Below are 22,961 nucleotides of genomic sequence, written 5' to 3'. Positions count from 1 at the left end.
GCCTGGCGCCGGGACCAGTGAAGAGCCGATTCGCCATGGCTCGGAAGAGTGCACTGGATTCCAGCGTACGCAGAATGACGAAAAAAAACGGGCGCCCGTGGGCGCCCGTTTTCGAATCAACGGCAGTACGGTGCTTACGCGCCGACGACCTTGACCTTGATCGTCTGCTGCACGTCGGCGTGCAGGTTGACGACGACTTCGTACTCGCCGACGTTGCGGAACGGGCCTTCGCTCTGGATGAGCTCGCTCTTGTCCACGTCGTGGCCCTGCGTCGCGAGGGCTTCGGCGATGTCGCGGGTGCTGACCGAACCGAACAGCTTGCCTTCCGGCGAAGCATTCACTTCGATCGTGACTTCCACGCCTTCGAGCTTGGCCGCACGGCCTTCGGCACCGGAGAGCTGCTCCTTGGCCTTGGCTTCGTACTCGGCGCGACGGGCTTCGAACGCTTCGAGGTTGGCGGCGGTCGCGCGAGCGGCCTTGCCGGTCGGGAGGAGGAAGTTACGGCCGTAACCCGGCTTGACGCTGACCTTGTCGCCGAGGTTGCCGAGGTTCTTCACCTTCTCGAGGAGAATGAGATCCATGAGGTATTCCTTTTCGTTAGCACGGGTTGGGCCCCGTGCAGCCAGGACGGTTGTCCGAAATCATGCCTGTCGAAGACGCCCTCCCGTGGGAGGGCGGCCCGATCAGACGTCGTGGTTGTCGGTGTACGGCAGCAGCGAGAGGTAGCGGGCGCGCTTGATCGCGGTCGCCAGCTGGCGCTGGTAACGGGCCTTCGTGCCAGTGATGCGGCTGGGCACGATCTTGCCGTTCTCGGTGACGTACTGGCGAAGGGTGTTGAGATCCTTGTAATCGATCTCCTTCACGCCCTCGGCGGTGAAGCGGCAGAACTTGCGGCGACGGAAGAACTTGGACATGTCGTGATCCCCTATTAGTCGTCGCTGTCGCGATCGCTGTCGTTGTCGTCGGAACGGTCTTCGTCACGGCGACGCGAACCCTTCTGCTCGTCCTTTTCCTTGCTCTTGAGGATGAAGGACGGCTCGGTGTCGGCCTCGTCGCGGCGAACCACGAGGTGACGCAGCACGGCGTCGTTGAAACGGAAACCCGTCTCGAGCTCGTTCAGGACGTTCTGCGAAACCTCGATGTTCAGCATCACGTAGTGAGCCTTGGCGAGGTTTTCGATGGGATAGGCCAGCTGGCGGCGACCCCAGTCTTCGAGACGGTGGATCTTGCCGTTGTCGCCTTCGATCAGCGCCTTGTAACGCTCGATCATGGCGGGCACCTGTTCGCTCTGGTCCGGATGGACCAGGAACACGACTTCATAATGACGCATGGTGGCTCCTTGTGGATGCACCCCTTGCGGGGATGGCAGCCTCCCGGATGTCCGGTGAGGCAAGAAACCCCTCCAGGTGGAGAGGTAGCCGCGCATTGTAAGGAGAAACCGGAAGTTACGGCAAGCCCCTAGCGCGGACTAGGGTCCGCGATGGAGAGTTCAGGAGACCGTGAAGCTCTCGCCGCAGCCGCACTCCCCCGTGGCGTTCGGGTTGTGGAACACGAACGAGGCGTTGAGCCCCTGGCGCTGGAAGTCGATGAGCGTGCCGTCGACCAGGGGCAGGCTCTTGGGGTCGATGACCACCCGGACGCCGTCGATGTCGAGCACGGCATCCTCCGGGGCCACCGCCCCGGCGAGGTCGACCACGTAGCCGAAGCCCGAGCACCCCATGCGCTTGACGGCGAAACGCACGCCCGCGGCCTCGGGGGCCTTGGCCAGGAAGGCGCGCATGCGGTCGGACGCGGCGGGGGTGATCTGGATGCTCATGGATTTGTCTTTAAATCGTGCTAAATAGCGTGGGCCGGTGCCGTTCACCCAGCCGTTACATTATCATGCAAGGTCGGCTTACATGCGCCTAAATGCGGCGCCTCTTACGGAGTTTCAATCCATGACGGTGGTTAGCGTCAAGCAGGCCCTCGCCGGCGGCACGTTGGCGGAACAAGAGGTTACGGTTCGTGGCTGGGTACGTACCCTGCGTGAATCCAAGGGCGGTCTGTCGTTCGTGAACGTGAGCGACGGCTCCTGCTTCGCTCCGATCCAGGCCGTGGCCACCGCCGATCTCGCCAACTACGAGACCGAGGTGAAGCGCCTCTCCGCAGGCGCGGGCGTCATCGTCACCGGCAGGCTCGTGCCCTCGCAGGGCAAGGGCCAGGCCTTCGAGATCCAGGCCACGAAGGTGGAGGTCACCGGCTTCGTCGAAGACCCCCTCACCTACCCCATCCAGCCCAAGCAGCACTCGATGGAATTCCTTCGCGAGGTCGCCCACCTGCGCCCGCGCACCAACCTGTTCGGCGCCGTCACCCGCGTGCGCCACACGATGATGACGGCCATCCACCGCATCCTCACCGAACAGGGCTTCTTCTGGATCAATACCCCGGTCATCACCACGTCCGATGCCGAGGGCGCGGGCGACATGTTCCGCCTGTCCACGCTCGACCTGGCCAACCTGCCGCGCGACGACAAGGGCGGCATCGACTGGCGAAAGGATTTCTTCGGCCGTGAGGCCTTCCTCACCGTGTCCGGCCAGCTCAACGTCGAGGCCTACGCCCTGGCGATGAGCAAGGTGTACACCTTCGGCCCCACCTTCCGCGCCGAAAACTCCAACACCACGCGTCACCTGGCCGAGTTCTGGATGGTCGAGCCCGAAGTGGCCTTCGCCGACCTCAACGCCAACGCCGACCTCGCCGAGCTGTTCCTCAAGGGCATCTTCAAGGCCATCCTCGACGAGCGTCCCGACGACATGGCGTTCTTCGACGAGCGCGTCATGCCGGGCACGGTCAAGCGCCTGGAAGACTTCATCGCCAAGCCGTTCGAACGCATCGACTACACCGACGCGGTCGACATCCTCAAGAAATCCGGCAAGACGTTCGAACACCCGGTCGCCTGGGGCATCGACCTGCAGACCGAGCACGAGCGTTACCTCGCCGAGGAACATATCGGCCGCCCGGTGGTCGTGATGAACTACCCGGAGGCGATCAAGGCGTTCTACATGCGCCTGAACGACGACGGGAAAACCGTGGCCGCCATGGACGTGCTCGCCCCCGGCATCGGCGAGATCATCGGCGGTGCCCAGCGCGAAGAACGCCTCGATTACCTCGACCGCCGCATGGATCAGTTCCACCTCGACAAGCACACCTACGACTGGTACCGGGACCTGCGCCGCTACGGCACCGTGCCCCATGCCGGTTTCGGCCTGGGCTTCGAGCGACTGCTGGTCTACGTCTGCGGCCTGTCCAACATCCGTGACGCCATCCCCTACCCCCGCGCCGCAGGCACCGCCGAGTTCTGATCCCCCTCATCATGCCCTCGAACACGCTACGCCTCGTCCTCATCGTCGCCGCCCTGACCCTCCTCGGCGCCTGCCGGTCGATCGTGCCGCCGAACTTCCGCCCGCCGGAGAATCCGTCCGGCGGCGTGATGGCGGCACGCAAGACGCTGGAAAGCGCGTCGCCCTGCTGCGGCAGCTTCGCCGACCTGTCCTACCAGGACATGCTCCCCTGGCAGCCGCAGCGGTTCGAGTTGAGCAAGGACAGCCCGGTCGCCAACCTCAACGGCGACCGCAGCTACTTCCTCGCGTTCCGCCTGCCGCAAGGCGCGCAGATGCCGTACACCATCGCGATGAAGTCGGAACTCAACGGCCGCTGGCTGAGCTCCAGCTATCTCTTCGCGCCCACGGTGGTGGTGCTCGACGACGCCTTCCAGCCGCTGCACTCCGAAGACATCGGCCTGTGCGAATACATCGGCTGGACGAGTGAGACCACCGGCGCCTTCGGCAAGTTCGAGGTCAACGATCCCAACGCCCGCTACCTCGTGGTGTATTCCTCGAGCAAGCAGCAACAGGGCCAGACGTACTGGGAGCAGTCGCCCACCACGTTCTCCGCCGAGGCCCCGGTGAAGATGAATTCCGCCGGCGCGTTCAAGATCCAGCACGGCCCCGACGGCACGCTGTTCGTGGGCATGCAGAACAGCACCTACAAGAAGGCCATCGACAACGCGGTGTGTTCCAAGGCCCAGCAGGGCAACGGCGTGATCAACACCCTGCGCAGCGTGGTCGCCACCGACATCCTCGGCGAAGGCGATTCGAAGAACGCGAAGAAGACGAGCAACTGATCCATGCAGACCGCGGTCCTGCTCTACCTGCTGCTTCTCCTGGGCGCCATCGCCTTCTTCGTACTGCACATCGTCGCCCAGTGGCGCTTCACCGTGCTCCTGCGCAAGCGCCATCCCGATCGCTGGAAAACCATCGTCGAGGCCGACACCGGCCGCCCCAACGGCATGGCCAACTGGCTCCGCGTGCGCCGCGTGCTGCGTTCCGACGCACCGGCGCTCCTCGACGACGACGCCCTCACCCGCTGGCAGGGGTGGTGGCGCCGCGCGCCCTGGCTGGCCTGGCCGTGCTGGTTCATCGCGATGGCGATACAGTGGTGGACACTGCGACACGGTTGAACGTCCTCCACCTTCCCGAGGGATATGCATGGATCTTCGCCTCACCGGCCGTCACGCCCTCGTCTGCGGCGCCTCCCAGGGCATCGGCCGCGCCACCGCCTTCGAGCTGGCCGAACTCGGCGCCAGCGTCACCCTGCTCTCCCGTTCCGCCGAGACGCTGAAGGCGCTGGCCGCGGAACTGCCGTCCGGGCAGGCCGGACAGAACCACCGCCACGTCGCCGTGGACATGCTCGACACCGACGCCCTGGCCACCGCCGTGGCCGAGGTGGTAGGCGACCACGCCGTGCACATCCTCGTGAACAACAGCGGCGGCCCGCCCGGTGGCCCGGTATGGAGCGCGGAGCCCGAGGCCTTCCTCGCCGCCTACCGCCAGCACGTGATCGCCGCGCAGGTCGTCACGCAGGCCTGCCTGCCGGGCATGCGCCAGGCGCATTACGGGCGCATCGTCAACGTGATCTCCACCTCGGTCAAGGAGCCCATCCACAACCTGGGCGTCTCCAACACCGTGCGTGCCGCCACGGCCGGCTGGGCGAAAACCCTTTCGGCCGAGGTCGCCGCCGACGGCATCACGGTGAACAACATCCTGCCCGGCTACACCCGTACGTCTCGCCTGGAATCGCTGGTCGACGCCAGCGTGAAATCCGGACGCACGCGCGACGAGGTGGAACGTGGGCTGCTCGCGAGCGTGCCGGCCGGCCGCTTCGGCGATCCGGCGGAAGTGGCCGCACTGATCGCTTTCCTCGCCAGCCCGGCCGCCGGCTACATCAACGGCACCAGCATCGCCGTCGACGGCGGCCGCACGCGCAGCCTCAACTGACCCGGAGCGGCCCATGCTCGTGCTCGCGAACCTCATCGACGGCCATGCGCACGCGCCGCGCGAAGGCCGTTATCTCGACGTGGTCGATCCCGCCACCGGCCAGGCGTTCGCCCGCTGCCCCGATTCCGACGCGGGCGACGTCGCCGAGGCCGTGGCGGCCGCCACGCGCGCGGCACCCGGCTGGGCCGCCCTACCCGTCGAAGTCCGCGCGCAGTGCCTGCGCCGCCTGGCCGATCTGGTCGAAGCGCGCCTGGAACCCTTCGCCGAGGCCGAGTCGCAGGACAGCGGCAAGCCGATCGCCCTCGCCCGCTCGCTCGACATTCCGCGCGCCATCGCCAACCTGCGCTTCTTCGCCTCGGCCATCGAGCAATGGCACGGCGAATCGCATGCGATGACCCAGGGCGCCATCAATTACACGCTGCACCTGCCCTTGGGCGTGGTGGGCTGCATCAGCCCGTGGAACCTGCCGCTCTACCTGTTCACCTGGAAGATCGCGCCCGCCCTCGCCGCCGGCAACGCCGTGGTGGCCAAGCCGTCCGAAGTGACGCCCTACACCGCGTGGCTGCTCGGCACGCTGGCCGCCGAAGCGGGCTTTCCTCCGGGGGTACTCAACATCGTGCACGGCACCGGACCGGGCGTGGGCGAGTCCATCGTCACGCACGACGCCGTCAAGGCGCTGTCGTTCACCGGCAGCACGCGCACCGGTGTCGCCATCGCGAGCGCGGCGGCCCCCCGGCTGAAAAAAATATCGCTGGAGCTGGGTGGCAAGAATCCCGCCATCGTCTTCGACGATGTCGATCTTTCCGACGAAACGATGGCCACGATCGTGCGCTCGGGCTTCGCCAACCAGGGCGAGATCTGCCTGTGCGGTTCGCGCCTGCTCGTGCAGCGCGGCATCTACGACCGCTTTCGCGCGGCTTACCTGGAGCGCGTGCGCGCGCTTCGCGTGGGCGACCCGCGCGAGCCCGGCAGCGACCTGGGCGCGCTGGTTTCCCAGGCTCATTTCGAAAAGGTCACCGGCTGCATCGAGCGCGCACGCAAGGAAGGCGGCCGCATCCTGCTGGGCGGCCACCGGGTTTCGGTGGGCGGACGATGCTCGGAAGGATGGTTCGTCGAACCCACGGTGATCGAGGGCGTCGCGCCCTCGGGCGCCACCAACCAGGAGGAAATCTTCGGCCCCGTCGTCACGCTGATTCCGTTCGACGACGAAGCCGAAGCGCTTTCCATCGCCAACGGCACGCCCTACGGCCTCGCCGCCTCGCTATGGACGAGCAACCTTTCCCGCGCCCACCGCATGGCGACGCAGCTCGATTTCGGCATCGTCTGGATCAACTGCTGGATGCTGCGCGACCTGCGCACGCCGTTCGGCGGCAGCAAGCAATCGGGTGTGGGCCGCGAAGGCGGTTTCGATGCCCTTCGATTCTTCACCGAGGCCCGCAATGTCTGCATCGATCACCGGCAATGACGTCATCCGCGTCGAGGGCGCACCCGCGCCCGTCGGCGCCTATCCCCATGCGCGGCGCGTGGGCGACCTGCTATTCCTTTCGGGCATCGGTTCGCGCGTGCCGGGCAGCAACGACATCGCGGCCGATTTCGAAGGCCAGTGCAGGCAGGTGTTCGCCAACGTGCGCACGGTGCTGGAGGCCAGCGGTTCGCGATTCGAAGACCTCGTGGACGTCACCGTCTTCCTGACCGACATGAAGAACCATTTCGCCACGTACAACCGGCTTTACGCGGAGGCGTTCGCGGGGGTGGATGCCTGTCGCACCACCGTGGAAGTGAATGCGTTGCCGACGGCGATCGCCATCGAGCTGAAGTGCGTGGCGCATGTCGCTTCGTAACATCGCGGACAGGGTCGGCGACGGCTGTCGCATCACGCTTCCAGGCACGCCTCGAGCATCGCCTTGACCAACACCTGCACCCGCTCCGCCTTCTTCGGCAGGTAGGCGAAGCTGTCTTCGTCCATGTAGTTGACCTGCGCCAGCTCGAGCTGGATCGCGTCGATGCCGTCTTCCGGCTTGCCGTAATGGCGCGTGATGTATCCGCCCTTGAATCGGCCGTTGACCACCCAGGAGTAGTCGTTCTGCGCCGCCAGCAACGCCGTGAGGCGTTCCTGCAACGCGGTGGAGCAACTCGCCCCGTCGGCCGTGCCGAGGTTGAAGTCGGGCAGGCGTCCGTCGAACAGCATGGGCACGTGGCTGCGGATGGAGTGGCCTTCCCATAGCACCACGCGGCCATGCTTCTTGCGCAGGCGCGAGAGCTCGTCGGCCAGGGCGCGATGGTAGGGCTTCCACCACTTCTTCACGCGTTCGGCGATCTCTTCCGCCGCCGGTTCCGCGCCCGGGCGGTAGATGTCGTTGCCGTCGAACTGCACGGTGGGCACCAGGCCGGTTTCCTTGCGCCCCGGATAGAGCGCATGGCCGTCCGACGGCCGATTGAGGTCGACCACGTAACGCGATGCCGTGGGCACCAGAATGCTGGCCCCGAGGCCACGGGCGAAAGCGTAAAGCTGCTGCACGTGCCAGTCGGTGTCCGCCGAACGTCGCGCGGGGCGTTTCATGCGCGCCTCGACATCCTTGGGAATGAAACTGCCGTTGTGCGGCAGGCTCACCAGGAGCGGCGCGGTGCCGCGATGGAGGGTGTGGGATTCCATGGCCGTGATTGTACCGCTCAACCGGGAACGCGATCGCCCATGGTCACCATTTCCTCCGCCGAGGTCGGGTGGATGGCCAGGGTGTCATCGAGGTCGCTCTTGCGGGCGCCCATCTTGATCGCCACCGCGAAGCCCTGGAGGATTTCGTCCACGCCGGGACCGAGCATCTGCATGCCCACGATGCGCGAATCGTCGCCGACGCAGATCAGCTTGAAGCGCACGTACATCGGCCGCCCCGCCAGCGCGAGCTGCATCGGCACGAAGGTCTGCTTGTAGAGGTGCACCTCGTGGCCGTAGGCCTCACGGGCTTGCTGCTCGGACATGCCCACGGTGCCCAGCGGCGGATGCGAGAACACCACGCTGGGCACGTTGACGTAATCGAGTTTCGCATCGGGCTTGCCGCCGAAGAGGCGATCGGCGAGCTTGCGGCCCGCGGACACGGCCACCGGCGTGAGCGCGAGCCGCTGCGTCACGTCACCCACGGCGTAGATGCCCGGCACGTTCGTGTTCTGCTCATCGTCGATCAGGATGTGGCCGTCCTCGTCCCGCGCCAGCCCGACGCGATCGATGTCGAGCGATCCGGTGTTGCCATGCCGCCCCACCGCCCAGATCAGCAGGTCGTACGGCCCGGGATGTTCGCCCTTGTCGCAGTCGAGCAGGAGCATGCCGTCCTTCTCGTGCACGGCCTCCACCTGGCAGGTGTAGTGGATGCGGATGCCGTGCTTGGTCATTTCCTCGCCGAGCTGGTACGCCATCTCTTCGTCGAAACCGCCCATGAGGCGCCCGCGCACGTACATGTCCACCTCGCTGCCCAGCGCGCGCAACACGCCGGCGAGCTCCACCGCGATATAGCCGCCGCCGACGATGGCCGTGCGGCGCGGGCACTCGCGCAGATCGAAGAATCCGTCGGAGGTGACACCCAGGTCGAAGCCGGGCTTATCGAGGCGGTTGGCCTTCGAACCCGTGGCGACGACGATGTGCGGCGCGGTCAGCACGCGATCGCCCGCCGCGACGCGATCGGAGGAAAGGAATCGCGCCGTTTCCCTCACCAGCGTGACGTGGCTCTTGTCCAACTGCTGCCGGTAGCTCTTGTGGATGCGCTCGATATACGCATCGCGCCGCTCGATGAAACCGGGCCAGTCGAGACGACCCGGCTTGTCGGCGAAGCCGTAGTCGGCGGCGATGTACTGCGCTTCCGCCATCTGTGCCGCATACCACATCGCTTTCTTGGGTACGCAGCCGTTGTTCACGCACGTGCCGCCCAGCTCCTTCGGCTCGACCAGCGCGACCTTCGCACCGTGCTTCGATGCGCGGATGGCCGCGGCCAGTCCTCCCGATCCGCCGCCGATCACGATGAGGTCGAAGGATTCGGCGGTCATGAAGGCTCCTTGGAAGAGAAAAATCCCACCGTAGCAAATGTCGGCGATGACTGTCGTGCAGGTTTCAGAGTCCGAAGCGGGCGGGCGAATACGGCGTGGGATCGAGCACCGGCGCGGGCCCCGCCAACAACCCCGCCACCAGCTCCCCGGTCGCCGCCGACATGCTGATGCCCAGCATCCCGTGCGCCGTGGCGTAGGTGAGATTGGACCACTGCGCGCTCGGCCCCACGATCGGCACCTCGTCGACGCTCATCGGCCGCCACCCCCACCAGGGCACCGCTTCGCCGCGCCCCTCCGGTTCGTGCAGGTAGGCGGCGGCCCCTCGGCGCAGCGCATCCAGGCGCACGTCGTTGAGTCCTTCTTCGAAACCGGAAAACTCCATCGTGCTGCCGAGACGATAACCGGTGGCCCACGGCGTGACGCAGACCGCCGCCTCGCGCAATACCAGCGAATGGCGTGGCGGCCGTCGCGGAGGCGTCTCCCATGTGAGCGAATAGCCCTTGCCCGGCTGCATCGGCAGGCGGATATCGAGCAGGCGCCCGATCAGCGGCGACCATGCGCCCAACGCCATCACCACGCGCTCGCCGCTGAACACGCCACCGGTGGTGCGTACGTGCGATATGCGGGCGCCATCGAACACGAACCCGTCCACGCGCGCGCCGGTTTCGATCGCGCCACCCAGTTCGCGCACGCGGCGCGCCAGCTCGGCGACGTAACGATCCGGCCGCAATCGCGCATCGCCCGGATGCAGCAGCGCACCCCGTACGCCGTCTCGCAAGCCCGGTTCGAGCGCCTGCGCCGCGTCGCCGTCGAGCGCCTGCACGTCCATGCCCAACCGTCGCAGCAGGTCGACGTGCGCGCGGTCGGCCTGCATCGTGCGGCGGTCGCGATAGACATAAAGCTCCCCCACCGCCTCGAATTCGCAATTCAGGCCCTCCTGGGCAACGAGTTCGTCCAGCAGAGCGCGGGATCTCGCGAGGAGGGCTCCACGGGCCTCACCCGCCTGCCGGTAGTGACCCCACGTGCAGCGACGCGCGAAGCCGAGCAACCAGCGGGCACGGGCCGGATCGGGACGCGGATTGACGTAGAGCGGCGCATCGCGGCGCATGAGGGAGCGCAACGCCGTGCCCACCATCCCCGGCATGGTCAGCGGTCCTGCGTGGCTCGGCGTGATGGTGCCGCAGTTGCCGTGCGAGCTGCCGCTGCCGGGCAAGCCCTGTTCGAGGACACGGACGCTCGCGCCGGTCTTGAGCAGGTAAAGCGCGCAGGCCAGGCCGATCACGCCCCCACCGAGGATCAGAACGTCGCTTCGGGATCTTTCCATTCCGGCATTTTAACGGTCCGGGTGCGGATTCCCGGGCTGTCCAGCCGCTGAATTCGCCCTTTTTCGCAGGTATTCCACGCAACCTATTGATTTGATAACCTCGGGGTCGCCGATCCTGATAGGGGGAAACGCCCGATGTACCGCTCCTCCACGCTTCGCCGTCCCGTTCGCTGCCTCGGTATCGCAGTGCTGGGGGCCGGGCTCTCCCTCCTGGCGGCCTGCGGAAGCGCCCCGCACCGGCCCTCGTCGTCGCAGCGGAACAACCCCGCCTCGGCCGTGCCCCTGGCCAAGAACCTCAACTGGTCCACCAAACCGGCCGCCGGCATGCCGGCCGATGCCGCCAACGACGTGCTCTTTCGTGCCATCGGCCTCGTCGGCACGCCTTATCGTTGGGGTGGCAACACCCCCGCCGGCGGGTTCGACTGCAGCGGCCTGGTGACCTATATCTACCTGACGTCGACCGGCATGCGCCTGCCGCGCACTTCGGCCGAAATGGCCGACCTCGACAAGCCCAAGGTCCGCGAGGACGAACTGGCCAGCGGAGACCTCGTCTTCTTTGGTCGTGGGCACATCACGCACGTGGGCGTGTATGTCGGGGAGGGGCGTTTCGTCCATGCGCCCAACTCGGGCGGTACGGTACGCCTGGACGCGCTGGACGGCGCCTATTGGAAGCAGAACTTCGCCTACGGACGGCGCGTCCTTAACTGAACAAAAGTTAAACAAAGCCCGACATCTTGCGCGAAATAGATTGTGCGCTATTTAATTGCGTGCTTTTATATGTCCCACGGCACGGCACTCCGCCGCCGCCTTCATCCCAAGGAAACCGACATGAGCAACCTCTCGAAAGTGCAGAAGATCCTCTACACCGCCCACGCGAAGGTGTCCGGTGGCCGCGAAGGCCACGTCGAAAGCGACGACGGCCTGATCAAGCTCGACCTTCGCCTGCCGAAGGAAATGGGTGGCAACGGCGGCGGCAGCAATCCGGAGCAGCTTTTCGCCGCCGGTTACGCGGCCTGCTTCGAGGGTGCGGTGCGCTTCGTGGCCGGCCAGAAGAAGGTGAAGGTCGATGGCGCCTCGGTCGCCAGCAGCGTCGGCATCGGCCCGCGCGAGGGCTCGGGCTTTGCCATCCAGGTCAAGCTGGAAGTGAGCCTGCCGGGCGTGGACGACGCCACCGCGCAGGAGATCGTCAAGACCGCGCACGAGGATGTCTGCCCCTACTCGCACGCCACGCGTGGCAACGTCGACGTGGACGTGTCGGTGAACGGTAAAGCGCTGGCCTGATCGGTCTCGCGAAAAAAAAACGGCGCCGAAAGGCGCCGTTTTTTTTCGTCACGCGAAGCGCGACTCAGTGCGCGGCGTCGCCGTTCGGATGCGCATGACCGTGGGAGATCTCTTCTTCCGACGCATCGCGCACCGTCTGCACGTCGATGTTGAAGTGCAGCGTCTTGCCGGCCATCGGATGGTTGAGGTCGATGTCGACCACGCTCGAACCGATCTTCTGCACCACCACCACGCGATTGCCGCCTTCCTTGAGCGAGAGCACGGTGCTGTCGCCCACCTTCAGGCCCTTGCCCTGCTGCGGGAAGTACTTCTTCGGCACGCGCTGGGTCATGCCTTCCTGGCGCGGGCCATAGCCCTGCTCCGGCGCGATTTCCAGATCGAACTTGTCGCCGACCGACTTGCCCTCGAGGCCCGCTTCCATGCCCGGGATCAACTGGCCGTGACCCAGCAGGATCCACAACGGTTCGCCGCCTTCGACCGAGCTTTCGACCTGCTGGCCGTCGACGGTGAGGGTGTAGTGGAACGAGATGACCTTGTCCTTGCCAGCCTGCATGATGGTTTCTACCGGAGGAAAACCCGGCATTTTAGCCGTGCCCCGGGCCGCCGTCACGCGATCGGCCGAAACCCACGCCCCGGGCCTCGGGCCCCAGCCAGGTCAGCAGGGCCAGGAGCACGGCCACGACCGCGATCCACGTCGACATGGCGAAGGCGAAGTCCCCGCCCCGTCGCTCGGCCAGCCAGGTCTGCGCGGTGGCCGTGATGGCGGCCAGCAGGTTGCCCATCTGGTAGGCGAATCCCGGCAGCGTGCCGCGCACGGCGTCGGGAGACAGCTCGTTGAGATGGGTGGGCACCACGCCCCAGGCACCCTGCACCATCACCTGGATCAGGAACGCGCCCACGCCCAGCAGGAGCAGCGAGCCGCCGTAGGTCCATAGGGGAATCACGGGAATCGCCAGGAGGGCCGCGATGACGATGGCGCGGCGCCGACCGATCTTCTCGGAGAACGAGCCGAAGGTAAGGCCGCCGACCAGTGCACCGAGGTTGAGCAACGCGGTGAGCATGAAGGCCGTCGACGAACCCGCCGGGATGTGCAGGCTCTCCTGCACGAAGGTGGGATACATGTCCTGCGAGCCGTGGCTGAACATGTTGAAGGCGGCCATCAGCAGCATGAGGTACACGAAGAGCTTCCAGTGGCCGCGCATCGACGTGAACACGCTCTCGCGCGCCATCGAACGACGTCCTTCCCACACCGGCGACTCGGGCACCTTGCGGCGGATGTACAGCACCAGCAGCGCAGGCAGCGCGCCCACGACGAACAGTCCACGCCAGCCGACATGGTCGACCAGCAACCAGTTGGCCAGCGCGGCGAGGAAGAAACCGCAGGGGTAACCGCTTTGCAGCAGGCCGGAAACGAAACCGCGGGATGCCGCCGGGATCGATTCCATCGCCAGCGACGCACCGATGCCCCACTCGCCACCCATCGCGATGCCGAAGACGAAGCGCAGGGCCAGCAGCACGCCCAGCGTGGGCGCGAAGGCGCAGGCCACTTCGAGCACAGAGAACAGCACGATGTCGAACATCAGCACGGGGCGCCGCCCGTAACGATCGGCGAGGCGGCCGAAGATCAACGCTCCCAGAGGCCGCGCGGCCAGGGTGAGGAAGAGACCATAGGTGACCTCCTGCTTGGGTACGTGGAATTCCTGCGCCACCGCGAGGATCACGAACGTGAGAAGGAAGTAGTCGAAGGCGTCGAGCGTCCAGCCGAGGAAGCTGGCCAGGACGGTGTGCCGCTGCGTGTGATCGAGTTCGCGCAGCGCGGCGGGTAACTGCATGAGATTTTCCTCAACCTAAGGGCCGCCAGAGGCTAGCACGGCGCAAAAAGACAACGGACGGATCACGGTGCGACGACGTGCCGCGCATAGACTGATCGGCGCCATCCACGACAGACGGAGGACTCATGAAGTACTCGCGCTCGATCGTTCCTTTCGCCCTCGCCACCTGCCTTGCCGCCGGCCAGGCGTTCGCCCAATCGGCGCCCTCGCCATCGCCTCCCACGCCGCAACCGGCGCCCGCCTCCATGCCGGGCGCGGCCGGACAACAGGATGAGGGCGCGCCGCCGTTCGACACCGTGTCCAAGGGTGCCAAGCTGATCCGGCGCAGCAACCTTCCGCAGGACGTGCCTGCGCTGTCCCAGCTGCGCGCTCATTTCGGCGAGGCCGACCAGGATCACAACGGCAGCCTCGACAAGAGCGAATACGACGCTTACGTTCACAAGTCTTCCGCGCCTTCCGCGCAGCACTGACCATCGGCTTGGACGGGGCGTCGCGTGACGCCCCGTCCTGCTTCAGGGACGACACCATGCACGCACGCCCCGGGACCCGACGCCTGATCGCCTCGCGCTTCGCGCGCCGCGGGGATCGTCTGTACGTGCACGGCAAGCTCGCGAGCGACCCCGTGTACGAGGCTGCCGCCGAGGCCCTCGGGGGACATCGCCTGCCGTTGATCGACATCGGCTGCGGACTGGGCATCCTCGGTCACTACCTCCATGCCTGCGACGCTCTCGACGGCTACCTCGGCCTCGACCGCGACGGCCGCAAGATCGCCGACGGACGCGCCGCCGCCGAACGCGCGGGGCTGGGCGGGCAGTTCGAACTGCGCCAGGCCGACGCCACCGTCGCGCAATCGATGCGCGGCCACGTCGCCCTCCTCGACGTGCTGCACTACCTGCCGCGCGAACGGCAACCCGAACTGCTGGACTACGCCGTGGACCACCTCGCCGACGACGGCGTACTGGTCTTGCGCACCGTGCTGCGCGACGGCTCCTGGCGCTTCCGCGCCACCGTGTGGGAGGAGCGTTTCATCAAGGCCGTGGGCTGGATTCCCGAAGGGGCCCAGTATTTCCCCTGCGCCGAGGAGATACGCCGGGTACTGGAGCCACGCGGCATCGCCGTGGCCTTCCGGCCCTTGTTCGGGCGCACGCCCTACAACAGCTGGCTCATGACGGCGTCGCGGCCGACCTGACGATTCGGCACCTCGGTCCCGGACACGGTTCGCTCCCGCCGTCCGCAGGGCCGCCTGCCAGCGGCGGCCGGGAGCGGACCCTGCCCGCGATTCCGTGGATCGAGGCACGGCCCCCGTTGTGCGCCGCAATATGCTATGCTGCGTCAGTCGTGCCGCCGCTATCGACTCCCTTGCGGAGCTTCAGGCGAGGATTCTCCTTCATCCCGCCGCGTTCCCCCACCCCCGAACAGCGCACGCGACACCGGCCAGCCCACCGCCCTCTGCGGTGCGCAGCCGCCGAATTCATAACTCGCAGCGCGGTTCCAGGGAACGCTCGGGTCACGCAGGAGTTTTCCATGTCCTTCGATTCGCTGGGCCTCGCGCCCGCGTTGCTGCGCGCCTTGTCCGAGGCCGGCTACGAAAAGCCCACGCCCATCCAGGCCGCCGCCATTCCCGAGGTGCTCGCCGGCCACGACCTGATGGCCGCCGCGCAGACCGGTACCGGCAAGACCGCCGCCTTCTCGCTGCCGCTGCTCCACCGGCTCGCCTCCACGCCGCTGCGTGAAGGCCGTCGTCCGATCAGCGCGCTCATCCTCACGCCCACCCGCGAACTCGCCGCCCAGGTGCAGGAAAACCTGCGCGACTACGGCAAGCACCTGCGCATTTCCAGCACGGTGATCTTCGGCGGCGTGGGCATGGGCAACCAGCTCCACGCCCTGCGTCGCGGCGTCGACATCGTGGTGGCCACCCCCGGCCGCCTGATCGACCACATGCAGCAGCGCTCCGTCGACCTGTCGAAGGTGGACGTGCTCGTGCTCGACGAAGCCGACCGCATGCTCGACATGGGCTTCCTGCCCGCGCTGAAGCGCATCCTCGCCGCCGTGCCGCCCAAGCGTCAGACCCTGCTCTTCTCGGCCACCTTCGCGCCGGAGATCAAGGCCCTCGCCCAGCAGTTCATGCGCGATCCGCGCGAGGTGTCCACCACGCCGGCCAACACCGTCGCCAATACCATCACGCACCGCGTGCACCCGGTGGATGCCGCGCGCAAGCGCGATCTCCTGCTGCACGTGCTCGCCCAGGACAGCCGACGCCAGACCCTGGTGTTCAGCCGCACCAAGCACGGCGCCGACAAGCTCGTGCGCCATCTCGAAAGCGCGGGTATCCGCGCGGCCGCCATCCACGGCAACAAGAGCCAGAACGCGCGTACGCGTGCCCTGGGCGACTTCAAGAGCGGCAAGGTCACGGTCCTGGTCGCCACCGACATCGCCGCGCGCGGCATCGACATCGACCAGCTTCCGGTCGTGATCAACTTCGACCTGCCGATGGTGGCCGAAGACTACGTGCACCGCATCGGCCGCACCGGCCGCGCGGGTTCGGAAGGCCAGGCGATCTCGCTGGTCAGCCACGACGAATCGGGCCTGCTGCGCGACATCCGCCGCCTTCTGAAAACCGACCTGGAAATGGTCGCCGTGGCCGGCTTCGAGCCGAGCACGCCGCTGCGTCTCGACGCCGGCGCACCCCGTCCGAAGCAGCAACCGCGCCAGGCCGGCGGCGGCTCGTCCCGCGCCCCTCGCGAGGGCGGCGGCCAGCAGGCCCGCCAGGGCGGTGGCCAGGGTCGTCCGTCGCATCGTCCGCACGGCCATCCGCCGGCGGCAAGCGCGGGGGATGCCGGTCCGAAGCGTCGCCGTCGTCGCCGCGGCGGCGGATCGTCCGCCAGCAACGGCGGCAAGGCCTAGCCTTCCGAGCGGATACGCGCGGTGAGGACGTGGTCTTCCCATAGACCGTCGATCTTCAGGTACCGCCGCGCGTAGCCTTCCTTCTCGAAGCCCAGGCGCTCGAGCAGGCGTCCGCTGCGCTCGTTCCGTGGCATGTAGTTGGCCATGACCCGATGGAAGTCCAGCGGGCCGAAGGCGTAGCGCATGGCACTGTCCAGCGCTTCGAACATCAGTCCCTTGCCCTGGTGCCGCCGGGCGATACCGTAACCGACGTGGCACGCCTGGAAGACCCCGCGCACCACGTTCGCGAAGGTGAGGCTGCCGATCATCTCGCCACCGTCGGGCGTGAGCACGGCGAACGGGTATCCCCGGTCGGCGCGAGCGGCTTCCAGCGAGGCCTCCACCGCCTGCCGGGCGCCGTCGATCGCGTAGTGCGACGTCGTCCGCAGCGGTTCCCACGGGCCGAGATGCTCTCGATTCTCCACGCGATAGCGTTGGAGCAACTCCGCCTCCTCGATGTCGAGCAGGCGGACGATGGTCCGGGGCGTGCGGATCCTTACCGGTTCGCTCATGCCGCCAGGGCCGCCGCGTGGTGGCGAAGGTGGTCTTCGATGAAGGTCTGGATGAAGTAGTAGCTATGGTCGTAGCCGGGGTGCACGCGCAGTTCGAGCTTCTGCTCCGCTTCTTCGCAAGCCGCCTCGAAGCGCTGCGGCTGCAACTGGTCGACGAGGAAGCCGTCGGCCTCGCCCTGGTCGATCAGGATGGTGCCGTCGAAGCGCGCTCCACCCTTCACCAGCGCCGTGGCGTCGTGGGCTTCCCACGTCTTGCGGTCGTCGCCGAGGTAGCGGGAAAAGGCCTTCCGTCCCCAGGGCACGCTGGCCGGGGCGACGATGGGCGCGAACGCCGATACCGAGCGGAACCGGTGCGGGTTGCGTAGCGCGAGGGTCAGCGCGCCGTGGCCGCCCATGGAATGGCCGAAGATGCCCTGGCGGTTCATGTCGAGCGGGAAACGGTCGGCCACCCGTCGCGGCAGTTCGTCCACCAGGTAGCTGTACATGCGGAAGCGCGCCGCCCAGGGCTCCTGGGTGGCGTCGAGGTAGAAACCGGCGCCCTCGCCGAACTCCCAGTCGCCGGTCGCCCCGGCGATGCCGGTGTCGCGGGGACTGGTGTCGGGCATGACCAGCGCGATCCCCAGCTCGGCGGCCACGCGCTGGGCGCCGGCCTTGGTGGTGAAGGTCTCGGCGGTGCAGGTCAGGCCGGCGAGGTACCACAGGACGGGCACCGGGCCCTGCCCGGCCTGGGGTGGCAGGTAAACGGCAAACCGCATGGAGCCGCCGCAAACCTCGGAATCGTGGGTGTAGAAACCCTGCGTCCCCTCGAAACACCGCTGCTCCGAAACCGCCTGGATCGTCGTCATGCCGCCATTCCCATACGAAACTGACCGATAAGTCTAATGCCGGCAGAGAAAACGGCCACGCCCTACTTGGTATGACCCTGATCGCTGCTACAATAACGTTACTGCCCGGCGCCGAATCCGCCGCCGCGCCCCTCCCCTGAGGTCGCCATGTCATCCCCCGATACAGACAACGCTCCGGCCCTGCCCGGTTTCAGCGCGCTTGCGCTCGACGAGAACGTCGTGCGCGCGCTGACCGAGGTGGGCTACGAGACCCCCTCCCCCATCCAGGCCGCCACCATCCCGCCGCTGCTCGAAGGCCGCGACGTCATCGGCCAGGCCCAGACGGGTACCGGCAAGACGGCCGCCTTCGCGCTGCCGGTGCTGTCGCGCATCGACCTCAAGCCGGGCAAGCCCCAGGCGCTGGTCCTCGCGCCCACCCGCGAGCTGGCCATCCAGGTCGCCGAGGCCTTCCAGAAATACGCCACCTACCTGCCCGGTTTCCAGGTACTGCCGATCTACGGCGGCCAGAGCTACGGTCCGCAGCTGCAAGGCCTGAAGCGCGGCGCGCAGATCGTGGTCGGCACGCCCGGCCGCATCATCGACCATCTCGACAAGGGCACGCTGGATCTCTCCGCCCTGAAGTTCGTGGTGCTCGACGAGGCCGACGAGATGCTGCGCATGGGCTTCATCGACGACGTCGAAAAGCTGCTGCAGGCCACGCCCGCGCAGCGCCAGGTGGCCCTGTTCTCCGCGACCATGCCGGCGCCGATCCGCCGCATCGCGCAGACTTACCTGAATGATCCGGTCGAAGTCACCATCAAGAACAAGACCACCACCGCGGCGAACATCCGCCAGCGTTACTGGTGGGTGAGCGGGGTGCACAAGCTCGACGCGCTCACGCGCATCCTCGAGGCCGAGAGCTTCGACGCGATGATCGTCTTCGCGCGCACCAAGTCGGCCACCGAGGAGCTTGCCAGCAAGCTGCAGGCGCGCGGTTTCGCCGCCGCCGCCATCAACGGCGACATGGCGCAGGCCCAGCGCGAACGCGTGATCGACCAGCTGAAGACCGGCAAGCTCGACATCCTGATCGCCACCGACGTCGCCGCGCGCGGCCTCGACGTGGACCGCATCAGCCACGTGCTCAACTACGACATCCCGCACGACACCGAGTCGTACGTGCATCGCATCGGCCGCACCGGCCGCGCGGGCCGCAACGGCGAGGCCATCCTGTTCGTCACGCCGCGCGAGCGCAACCTGCTCCGCCAGATCGAGCGCGCCACGCGCCAGCCGATCGAACAGATGCAACTGCCCACCATCGAGGCGGTGAACGACACGCGCGTGAACAAGTTCAACCAGCGCATCGTCGATACGCTGGCCACGGGCGATCTCGGCCTGTTCCAGCAACTGGTCGAGAAGTTCGAGCAGGAGCACAACGTGCCGGCGATCGAGATCGCCGCAGCGCTCGCGCGCATCGCCCAGGGCGACCAGCCGCTGTTGCTCGAACCGCCGGCCAAGCGCGAGTACACCGAGCGTCCGCCGCGCGAATTCGACCGCGAGCGTAACGATCGGGACTTCAGCGATCGCCGTCCGGTACGTGAAGGCATGCGCCAGCCGCGTGCTCACGTGACGGAAACCGGCAAGAAGACCTATCGCATCGAGGTCGGCCACGAGCATGGCGTGAAGCCGGGCAACATCGTGGGCGCCATCGCCAACGAAGGTGGCGTCGACGCCAAGTTCATCGGCCGCGTCAGCATCCGTGACGACTACAGCCTGATCGACCTGCCCGACGGCATGCCGGCGGAAACCTTCAACCACCTGAAGAAGGTGTGGGTCGCCCAGCAGCAGTTGCAGATTCGCGAGTGGGACGGCACGGAACAGCCGCAAAGTGGCGGTGGTGGCGGTGGCGCACCCCGTCCCCGCGGCAACTTCCGGCCGCAAGGTGCGCGCCCGGGTGGCGGTGGCGGCAAGCCGCCGCGTCGCAAGTACTGATGCATCGAAAAGCCCGGCCTCGCGCCGGGCTTTTTCGTCGAAGGGCTGAAGAGCCGGATCACCGTTGCCGCGATAACCGGGCGTAAGGCTCTGGGCTCCTGCGTACGCAGGAGCGACGTGAGTTTATTTCGCAAGCGACATTCAATCCCGTAGGTCGTCGCGAAACCGGAGATCCTGCTCTACGAGAAATCCGCAGGCGTCAACGGCGCCATCCCATGCCGCAAGCGCGCCTTGTCGCACTGCGGACTCGGCGTGCCGTCCTCCCAGGCGGGCTTGAGGTCGTGGCACGGCGACGGCCGCACCTCGTACACGCCGCAATGCGCGGCCACGCCCACCTCGCCCACGAGCGACCTGCAGCGCGGTTCGTAGGCGTTGGTGCCGTGCATGTTCACGCGGTGGGCATCGAGGCGTTCGGTGAGCGCGGCCGGCACGATGCCGCCGGCCGCGTCGGTTTCCATCCAGTGGAAGGCGACCCGGTAGGTCGCGCAGCAAGCGCCGCAGCGCAAGCAAGGGTGAGTCATGGCCTCAGATCGAACCCGAGAACGTGTTGCATTTGCCGATGTCGCCGCCCTCGAAACCGGTCTTGAACCAGCGCACTCGCTGGGCGGACGTGCCGTGCGTGAAGGAGTCGGGCACCACGCGGCCCTGGGCCTGCTCCTGCAGCGCATCGTCGCCGATCGCCGTGGCCGCGTTCAACGCCGACTCGATGTCGCCCGGCTGCAACCAGTGCTGGCGCTGCTGGGAATGGTTGGCCCACACGCCGGCGAAGCAATCGGCCTGGAGTTCCTGGCGTACGGACAGCCCCGTGGCGCCTTCCATGCTCGCGCCACGCCGCCTCGCCTCGGCGGCTTTGTCGAAGATGCCGACGAGGTTCTGCACGTGATGGCCCACCTCGTGGGCGATCACGTAGGCACGGGCGAAATCGCCCGACTCGTGGAAGCGCCGCTGCATCTCCTGGAAGAAGTCGAGGTCGAGATAGACCTTGCGGTCGCCGGGACAGTAGAACGGCCCCACCGCCGACGAGGCGGAACCGCAGGCCGTGCGCACGGCGCCGTGGAACAGCACCAGCTTCGGCTGCTCGTAACGCTGCCCGTTCGCGGCAAAGATCTCGCCCCACGTGTCCTCGGTCTCGCCCAGGATGGCGCGAACGAAATCCACCTGCGGATCGTTGGCATCCGCCGCCGGACGAGGCTGACTCTGGCTGGGCGCCGCGGCGCCCGGATCGCCCTGCCCGAGCAGGGCGGTGGGATCCTTGTAGAACACGGCGCCCAGGATGGCGAGGATGATGATTCCGCCGATGCCCAGGCCCCGCCCGCCGCCGAACGAAGGGCCACCCCCGCCGCCGCCCGCGTCTTCCACGTTGTCGCTTCTACGGCCTTTCTGCCACAGCATGGTTGCCTCCTCCCTCGAATGTGTCCCCGCGAGACGCGGTCGGCATGATCGCACGGCGCGTTGCCGCTACACTGCCCCGCTACCGTTGTCCCCCGGATCGTTTCATGACCAGTCAGCTCCCCGCCGTCGTCACCCTGCTTACCCTGCTCCTGATGTTCTACACGGTGGTCATCGTGGGCAGGGCACGCGAGCGCTACGGTATCAAGGCGCCGTCCATCTCGGGAGACCCCTCCTTCGAGCGGGCCTGGCGGGTACAGATGAACACGCTGGAGAACGCCGTGATGTTCATCCCGGCACTCTGGTTGGCGGCCCAGTACGTGGACCCGCTGTGGGCGGGCATCGCCGGGCTGGTCTGGCTGGCCGGCCGCGTCTGGTACGCCGTGGCCTATCTCGGCGACGCCACGCGGCGCGGCCCAGGCTACGTCGTGTCGATGGTGGCCTGGGCCGCCCTGATGCTGATGGCAGCCGGCGGAATGGGCATGGCCATCATGGAAAACAACGCTGCGGCAGCGCCCGCGGAGGACGCTGCGCAGTAACGTCAGTCCGGCTTCGACGCGGGGGCGGGGATGCCCTGGTCGCCGACGTTGTAGCCGAAGAGTACCTCGTCGGTCGGATCGAGCGGAAAGCGGATCTCGACCACGGGCCGCCAGATGCCGGCCTTGTCGTTCATGAGCTTCTGCAAAGCCTGGGCCCGCTCGAGCGAATTCTGCCGGGTGTCGGGTCCCGCGTTGTAGAAGAAGGCTTCGATGGGCACGAGCTGCGCGCCGTCCTGCGGCCAGGTGTAGATGATCAGTTCATCATGGCCCGCACCGGGATACTTGTTCACCAGGGCTTCCTTCATCATCGACGGGAAGTGCGAGAAGACGGCTGTCCGGTCCGTCGCCGACAGATCGAAGCCACACTGCCAGCCGCCGTTCTGGGGCGGGTCCGGATTTCGCTTGATGTGCGCGATCCAGGTGTCGAGGTCGACGATACCCTGCGGCTGACAAGGGCCGCTCTCTGGGGTATTCGATGCGGGAATTCCTTCGCAGCGGCCGTTGGGACGAAAGTTCGTGAAGGCGTTGAACACGTAAGCGCACTGCACGTTCAGCGGTCGCTTGCCGAACTGCACCGACCGATCGGGCGAGTAATAGATCATCCCGGCCTGCACACCTCGTTCCGGTTCGTAGGTACTCGGCATCGGTCCGTCGATCCTGAACCATGACATCGGTACGCCGTCGGGTTTGTAGGGAAGCCACGGATCCCTGAGCCGGGAGGCTTCCAACAGGATACCGGTGCAGCGCACCGCCGGTTCGTTACCCTTGCATGAGCTTGTCGTGTCGGCGTAACGAGCTCGCAAATCGGCTACCACACCGGGGCCGTCGGGCTCGGCCAATATCGCTTCGGCCGGCACCGGCGCGGCGCGATGCGATGAAGAGCACGCTGCCGGCAAACCGCTGACCAGCAGGATAAAGACATAAACATGCGGACGCGTTCCCGCGCGAAGACGACGATCCATGTCGTATGACTCCCTTGAATTG

27 protein-coding genes are annotated in these 22,961 nt (G+C 66.9%); 13 read left to right on the top strand and 14 right to left on the bottom strand.

Features of this window, described 5'->3' with window-relative positions:
- Positions 1-134 precede the first annotated feature (134 nt).
- The 4 genes from rplI to L2Y94_RS07370 form a co-directional block, all read right to left on the bottom strand.
- Entirely contained in the window at positions 135-581 is a 447-nt protein-coding gene (gene rplI / locus L2Y94_RS07385; protein ID WP_247374062.1) for a 50S ribosomal protein L9, read from the bottom strand.
- A gap of 102 nt (positions 582-683) precedes the next feature.
- A complete protein-coding gene (rpsR, locus tag L2Y94_RS07380; protein WP_144910937.1) occupies positions 684-914 on the bottom strand; it encodes a 30S ribosomal protein S18 in 231 nt (76 codons plus the stop codon).
- A gap of 14 nt (positions 915-928) precedes the next feature.
- Positions 929-1,330, bottom strand: a complete 402-nt coding sequence (rpsF, locus tag L2Y94_RS07375; protein ID WP_144910939.1) for a 30S ribosomal protein S6 — start codon at positions 1,328-1,330, stop codon at positions 929-931.
- Positions 1,331-1,489: 159 nt separating this feature from the next.
- Positions 1,490-1,816, bottom strand: coding sequence for a HesB/IscA family protein (locus L2Y94_RS07370; RefSeq protein ID WP_247374061.1), 327 nt, complete (start codon positions 1,814-1,816; stop codon positions 1,490-1,492).
- 121 nt (positions 1,817-1,937) lie between these two features.
- Here L2Y94_RS07370 and asnS point away from each other — a divergent pair, with 121 nt between their 5' ends.
- The 6 genes from asnS to L2Y94_RS07340 are packed head-to-tail and all read left to right on the top strand — an operon-like array spanning position 1,938 to position 7,153.
- Positions 1,938-3,338 (top strand): asparagine--tRNA ligase, encoded by a 1,401-nt coding sequence (asnS, locus tag L2Y94_RS07365; protein WP_247374060.1) that lies wholly within the window; start codon positions 1,938-1,940, stop codon positions 3,336-3,338.
- An 11-nt stretch (positions 3,339-3,349) separates the two neighbouring features.
- Positions 3,350-4,159, top strand: coding sequence for a MalM family protein (locus L2Y94_RS07360; protein ID WP_247374059.1), 810 nt, complete (start codon positions 3,350-3,352; stop codon positions 4,157-4,159).
- Positions 4,160-4,162: 3 nt separating this feature from the next.
- On the top strand, positions 4,163-4,495 hold the full coding sequence (locus L2Y94_RS07355; RefSeq protein ID WP_247374058.1) for a hypothetical protein: 333 nt from the start codon (positions 4,163-4,165) through the stop codon (positions 4,493-4,495).
- A gap of 28 nt (positions 4,496-4,523) precedes the next feature.
- Positions 4,524-5,312, top strand: a complete 789-nt coding sequence (locus L2Y94_RS07350; protein WP_247374056.1) for an SDR family oxidoreductase — start codon at positions 4,524-4,526, stop codon at positions 5,310-5,312.
- A gap of 13 nt (positions 5,313-5,325) precedes the next feature.
- Positions 5,326-6,777: an aldehyde dehydrogenase gene (locus L2Y94_RS07345; protein WP_247374054.1), complete on the top strand. Its 1,452-nt coding sequence runs from the start codon at positions 5,326-5,328 to the stop codon at positions 6,775-6,777.
- Positions 6,752-7,153, top strand: coding sequence for a RidA family protein (locus tag L2Y94_RS07340; RefSeq protein WP_247374052.1), 402 nt, complete (start codon positions 6,752-6,754; stop codon positions 7,151-7,153). The genes L2Y94_RS07345 and L2Y94_RS07340 overlap by 26 nt, the downstream gene beginning before the upstream one ends.
- Positions 7,154-7,185: 32 nt before the next feature.
- Here L2Y94_RS07340 and hutG read toward each other — a convergent pair whose 3' ends face one another.
- From hutG to L2Y94_RS07325, 3 genes are all read right to left on the bottom strand, one after another.
- Positions 7,186-7,965, bottom strand: coding sequence for an N-formylglutamate deformylase (gene hutG, locus L2Y94_RS07335; RefSeq protein ID WP_247374051.1), 780 nt, complete (start codon positions 7,963-7,965; stop codon positions 7,186-7,188).
- A 17-nt stretch (positions 7,966-7,982) separates the two neighbouring features.
- A complete protein-coding gene (gorA, locus tag L2Y94_RS07330) occupies positions 7,983-9,344 on the bottom strand; it encodes a glutathione-disulfide reductase (RefSeq protein ID WP_247374049.1) in 1,362 nt (453 codons plus the stop codon).
- A 64-nt stretch (positions 9,345-9,408) separates the two neighbouring features.
- Positions 9,409-10,668 carry an NAD(P)/FAD-dependent oxidoreductase gene (locus L2Y94_RS07325; RefSeq protein ID WP_247374047.1) on the bottom strand — a complete coding sequence of 420 codons (1,260 nt, stop codon included), beginning with the start codon at positions 10,666-10,668 and terminating at the stop codon, positions 9,409-9,411.
- Positions 10,669-10,803: 135 nt separating this feature from the next.
- Here L2Y94_RS07325 and L2Y94_RS07320 point away from each other — a divergent pair, with 135 nt between their 5' ends.
- Both L2Y94_RS07320 and L2Y94_RS07315 read left to right on the top strand, forming a co-directional pair.
- Entirely contained in the window at positions 10,804-11,376 is a 573-nt protein-coding gene (locus tag L2Y94_RS07320; protein WP_247374046.1) for a C40 family peptidase, read from the top strand.
- A gap of 120 nt (positions 11,377-11,496) precedes the next feature.
- Complete coding sequence (locus L2Y94_RS07315) at positions 11,497-11,949, top strand: organic hydroperoxide resistance protein (protein ID WP_247374044.1); 453 nt, start codon at positions 11,497-11,499, stop codon at positions 11,947-11,949.
- A 64-nt stretch (positions 11,950-12,013) separates the two neighbouring features.
- Here the strand turns inward: L2Y94_RS07315 and L2Y94_RS07310 are convergent, their stop codons facing one another.
- Both L2Y94_RS07310 and L2Y94_RS07305 read right to left on the bottom strand, forming a co-directional pair.
- The gene (locus L2Y94_RS07310) at positions 12,014-12,502 is read right to left on the bottom strand and encodes an FKBP-type peptidyl-prolyl cis-trans isomerase (protein ID WP_247374042.1); all 489 of its coding nucleotides are present in this window, start codon (positions 12,500-12,502) and stop codon (positions 12,014-12,016) included.
- Positions 12,503-12,533: 31 nt separating this feature from the next.
- Positions 12,534-13,781, bottom strand: a complete 1,248-nt coding sequence (locus L2Y94_RS07305) for an MFS transporter (RefSeq protein ID WP_247374040.1) — start codon at positions 13,779-13,781, stop codon at positions 12,534-12,536.
- A 125-nt stretch (positions 13,782-13,906) separates the two neighbouring features.
- On the opposite strand from L2Y94_RS07305, the gene L2Y94_RS07300 reads away from it, so the two are divergent.
- From L2Y94_RS07300 to L2Y94_RS07290, 3 genes are all read left to right on the top strand, one after another.
- Complete coding sequence (locus L2Y94_RS07300) at positions 13,907-14,251, top strand: EF-hand domain-containing protein (RefSeq protein WP_247374038.1); 345 nt, start codon at positions 13,907-13,909, stop codon at positions 14,249-14,251.
- 56 nt (positions 14,252-14,307) lie between these two features.
- Entirely contained in the window at positions 14,308-14,970 is a 663-nt protein-coding gene (locus tag L2Y94_RS07295) for an SAM-dependent methyltransferase (protein WP_247374037.1), read from the top strand.
- A gap of 335 nt (positions 14,971-15,305) precedes the next feature.
- The gene (locus tag L2Y94_RS07290) at positions 15,306-16,685 is read left to right on the top strand and encodes a DEAD/DEAH box helicase (protein WP_247374035.1); all 1,380 of its coding nucleotides are present in this window, start codon (positions 15,306-15,308) and stop codon (positions 16,683-16,685) included.
- On the opposite strand, the gene rimJ is transcribed toward L2Y94_RS07290, so the two are convergent.
- Positions 16,682-17,236, bottom strand: a complete 555-nt coding sequence (rimJ, locus tag L2Y94_RS07285; protein WP_247374034.1) for a ribosomal protein S5-alanine N-acetyltransferase — start codon at positions 17,234-17,236, stop codon at positions 16,682-16,684. The genes L2Y94_RS07290 and rimJ overlap by 4 nt on opposite strands.
- The gene (gene fghA, locus L2Y94_RS07280; protein ID WP_283248527.1) at positions 17,233-18,081 is read right to left on the bottom strand and encodes an S-formylglutathione hydrolase; all 849 of its coding nucleotides are present in this window, start codon (positions 18,079-18,081) and stop codon (positions 17,233-17,235) included. The genes rimJ and fghA overlap by 4 nt, the downstream gene beginning before the upstream one ends.
- Positions 18,082-18,228: 147 nt before the next feature.
- On the opposite strand from fghA, the gene L2Y94_RS07275 reads away from it, so the two are divergent.
- Positions 18,229-20,049: a DEAD/DEAH box helicase gene (locus L2Y94_RS07275; RefSeq protein ID WP_247374032.1), complete on the top strand. Its 1,821-nt coding sequence runs from the start codon at positions 18,229-18,231 to the stop codon at positions 20,047-20,049.
- Between the two features lie 179 nt (positions 20,050-20,228).
- On the opposite strand, the gene L2Y94_RS07270 is transcribed toward L2Y94_RS07275, so the two are convergent.
- Both L2Y94_RS07270 and ypfJ read right to left on the bottom strand, forming a co-directional pair.
- On the bottom strand, positions 20,229-20,570 hold the full coding sequence (locus tag L2Y94_RS07270; RefSeq protein WP_247374031.1) for a YkgJ family cysteine cluster protein: 342 nt from the start codon (positions 20,568-20,570) through the stop codon (positions 20,229-20,231).
- Between the two features lie 4 nt (positions 20,571-20,574).
- Positions 20,575-21,441: a KPN_02809 family neutral zinc metallopeptidase gene (ypfJ, locus tag L2Y94_RS07265; protein WP_247374030.1), complete on the bottom strand. Its 867-nt coding sequence runs from the start codon at positions 21,439-21,441 to the stop codon at positions 20,575-20,577.
- A 104-nt stretch (positions 21,442-21,545) separates the two neighbouring features.
- Between ypfJ and L2Y94_RS07260 the strand changes: the two genes are divergently transcribed.
- Positions 21,546-21,977 (top strand): MAPEG family protein, encoded by a 432-nt coding sequence (locus L2Y94_RS07260; protein WP_247374029.1) that lies wholly within the window; start codon positions 21,546-21,548, stop codon positions 21,975-21,977.
- A gap of 2 nt (positions 21,978-21,979) precedes the next feature.
- On the opposite strand, the gene L2Y94_RS07255 is transcribed toward L2Y94_RS07260, so the two are convergent.
- Positions 21,980-22,939: a hypothetical protein gene (locus L2Y94_RS07255; protein ID WP_247374028.1), complete on the bottom strand. Its 960-nt coding sequence runs from the start codon at positions 22,937-22,939 to the stop codon at positions 21,980-21,982.
- Positions 22,940-22,961: the final 22 nt, after the last annotated feature.

The organism is Luteibacter aegosomatis (assembly GCF_023078455.1).
Taxonomy (GTDB): Bacteria; Pseudomonadota; Gammaproteobacteria; order Xanthomonadales; family Rhodanobacteraceae; genus Luteibacter; species Luteibacter aegosomatis.
This window is presented reverse-complemented; position numbering and strand designations above follow the sequence as displayed.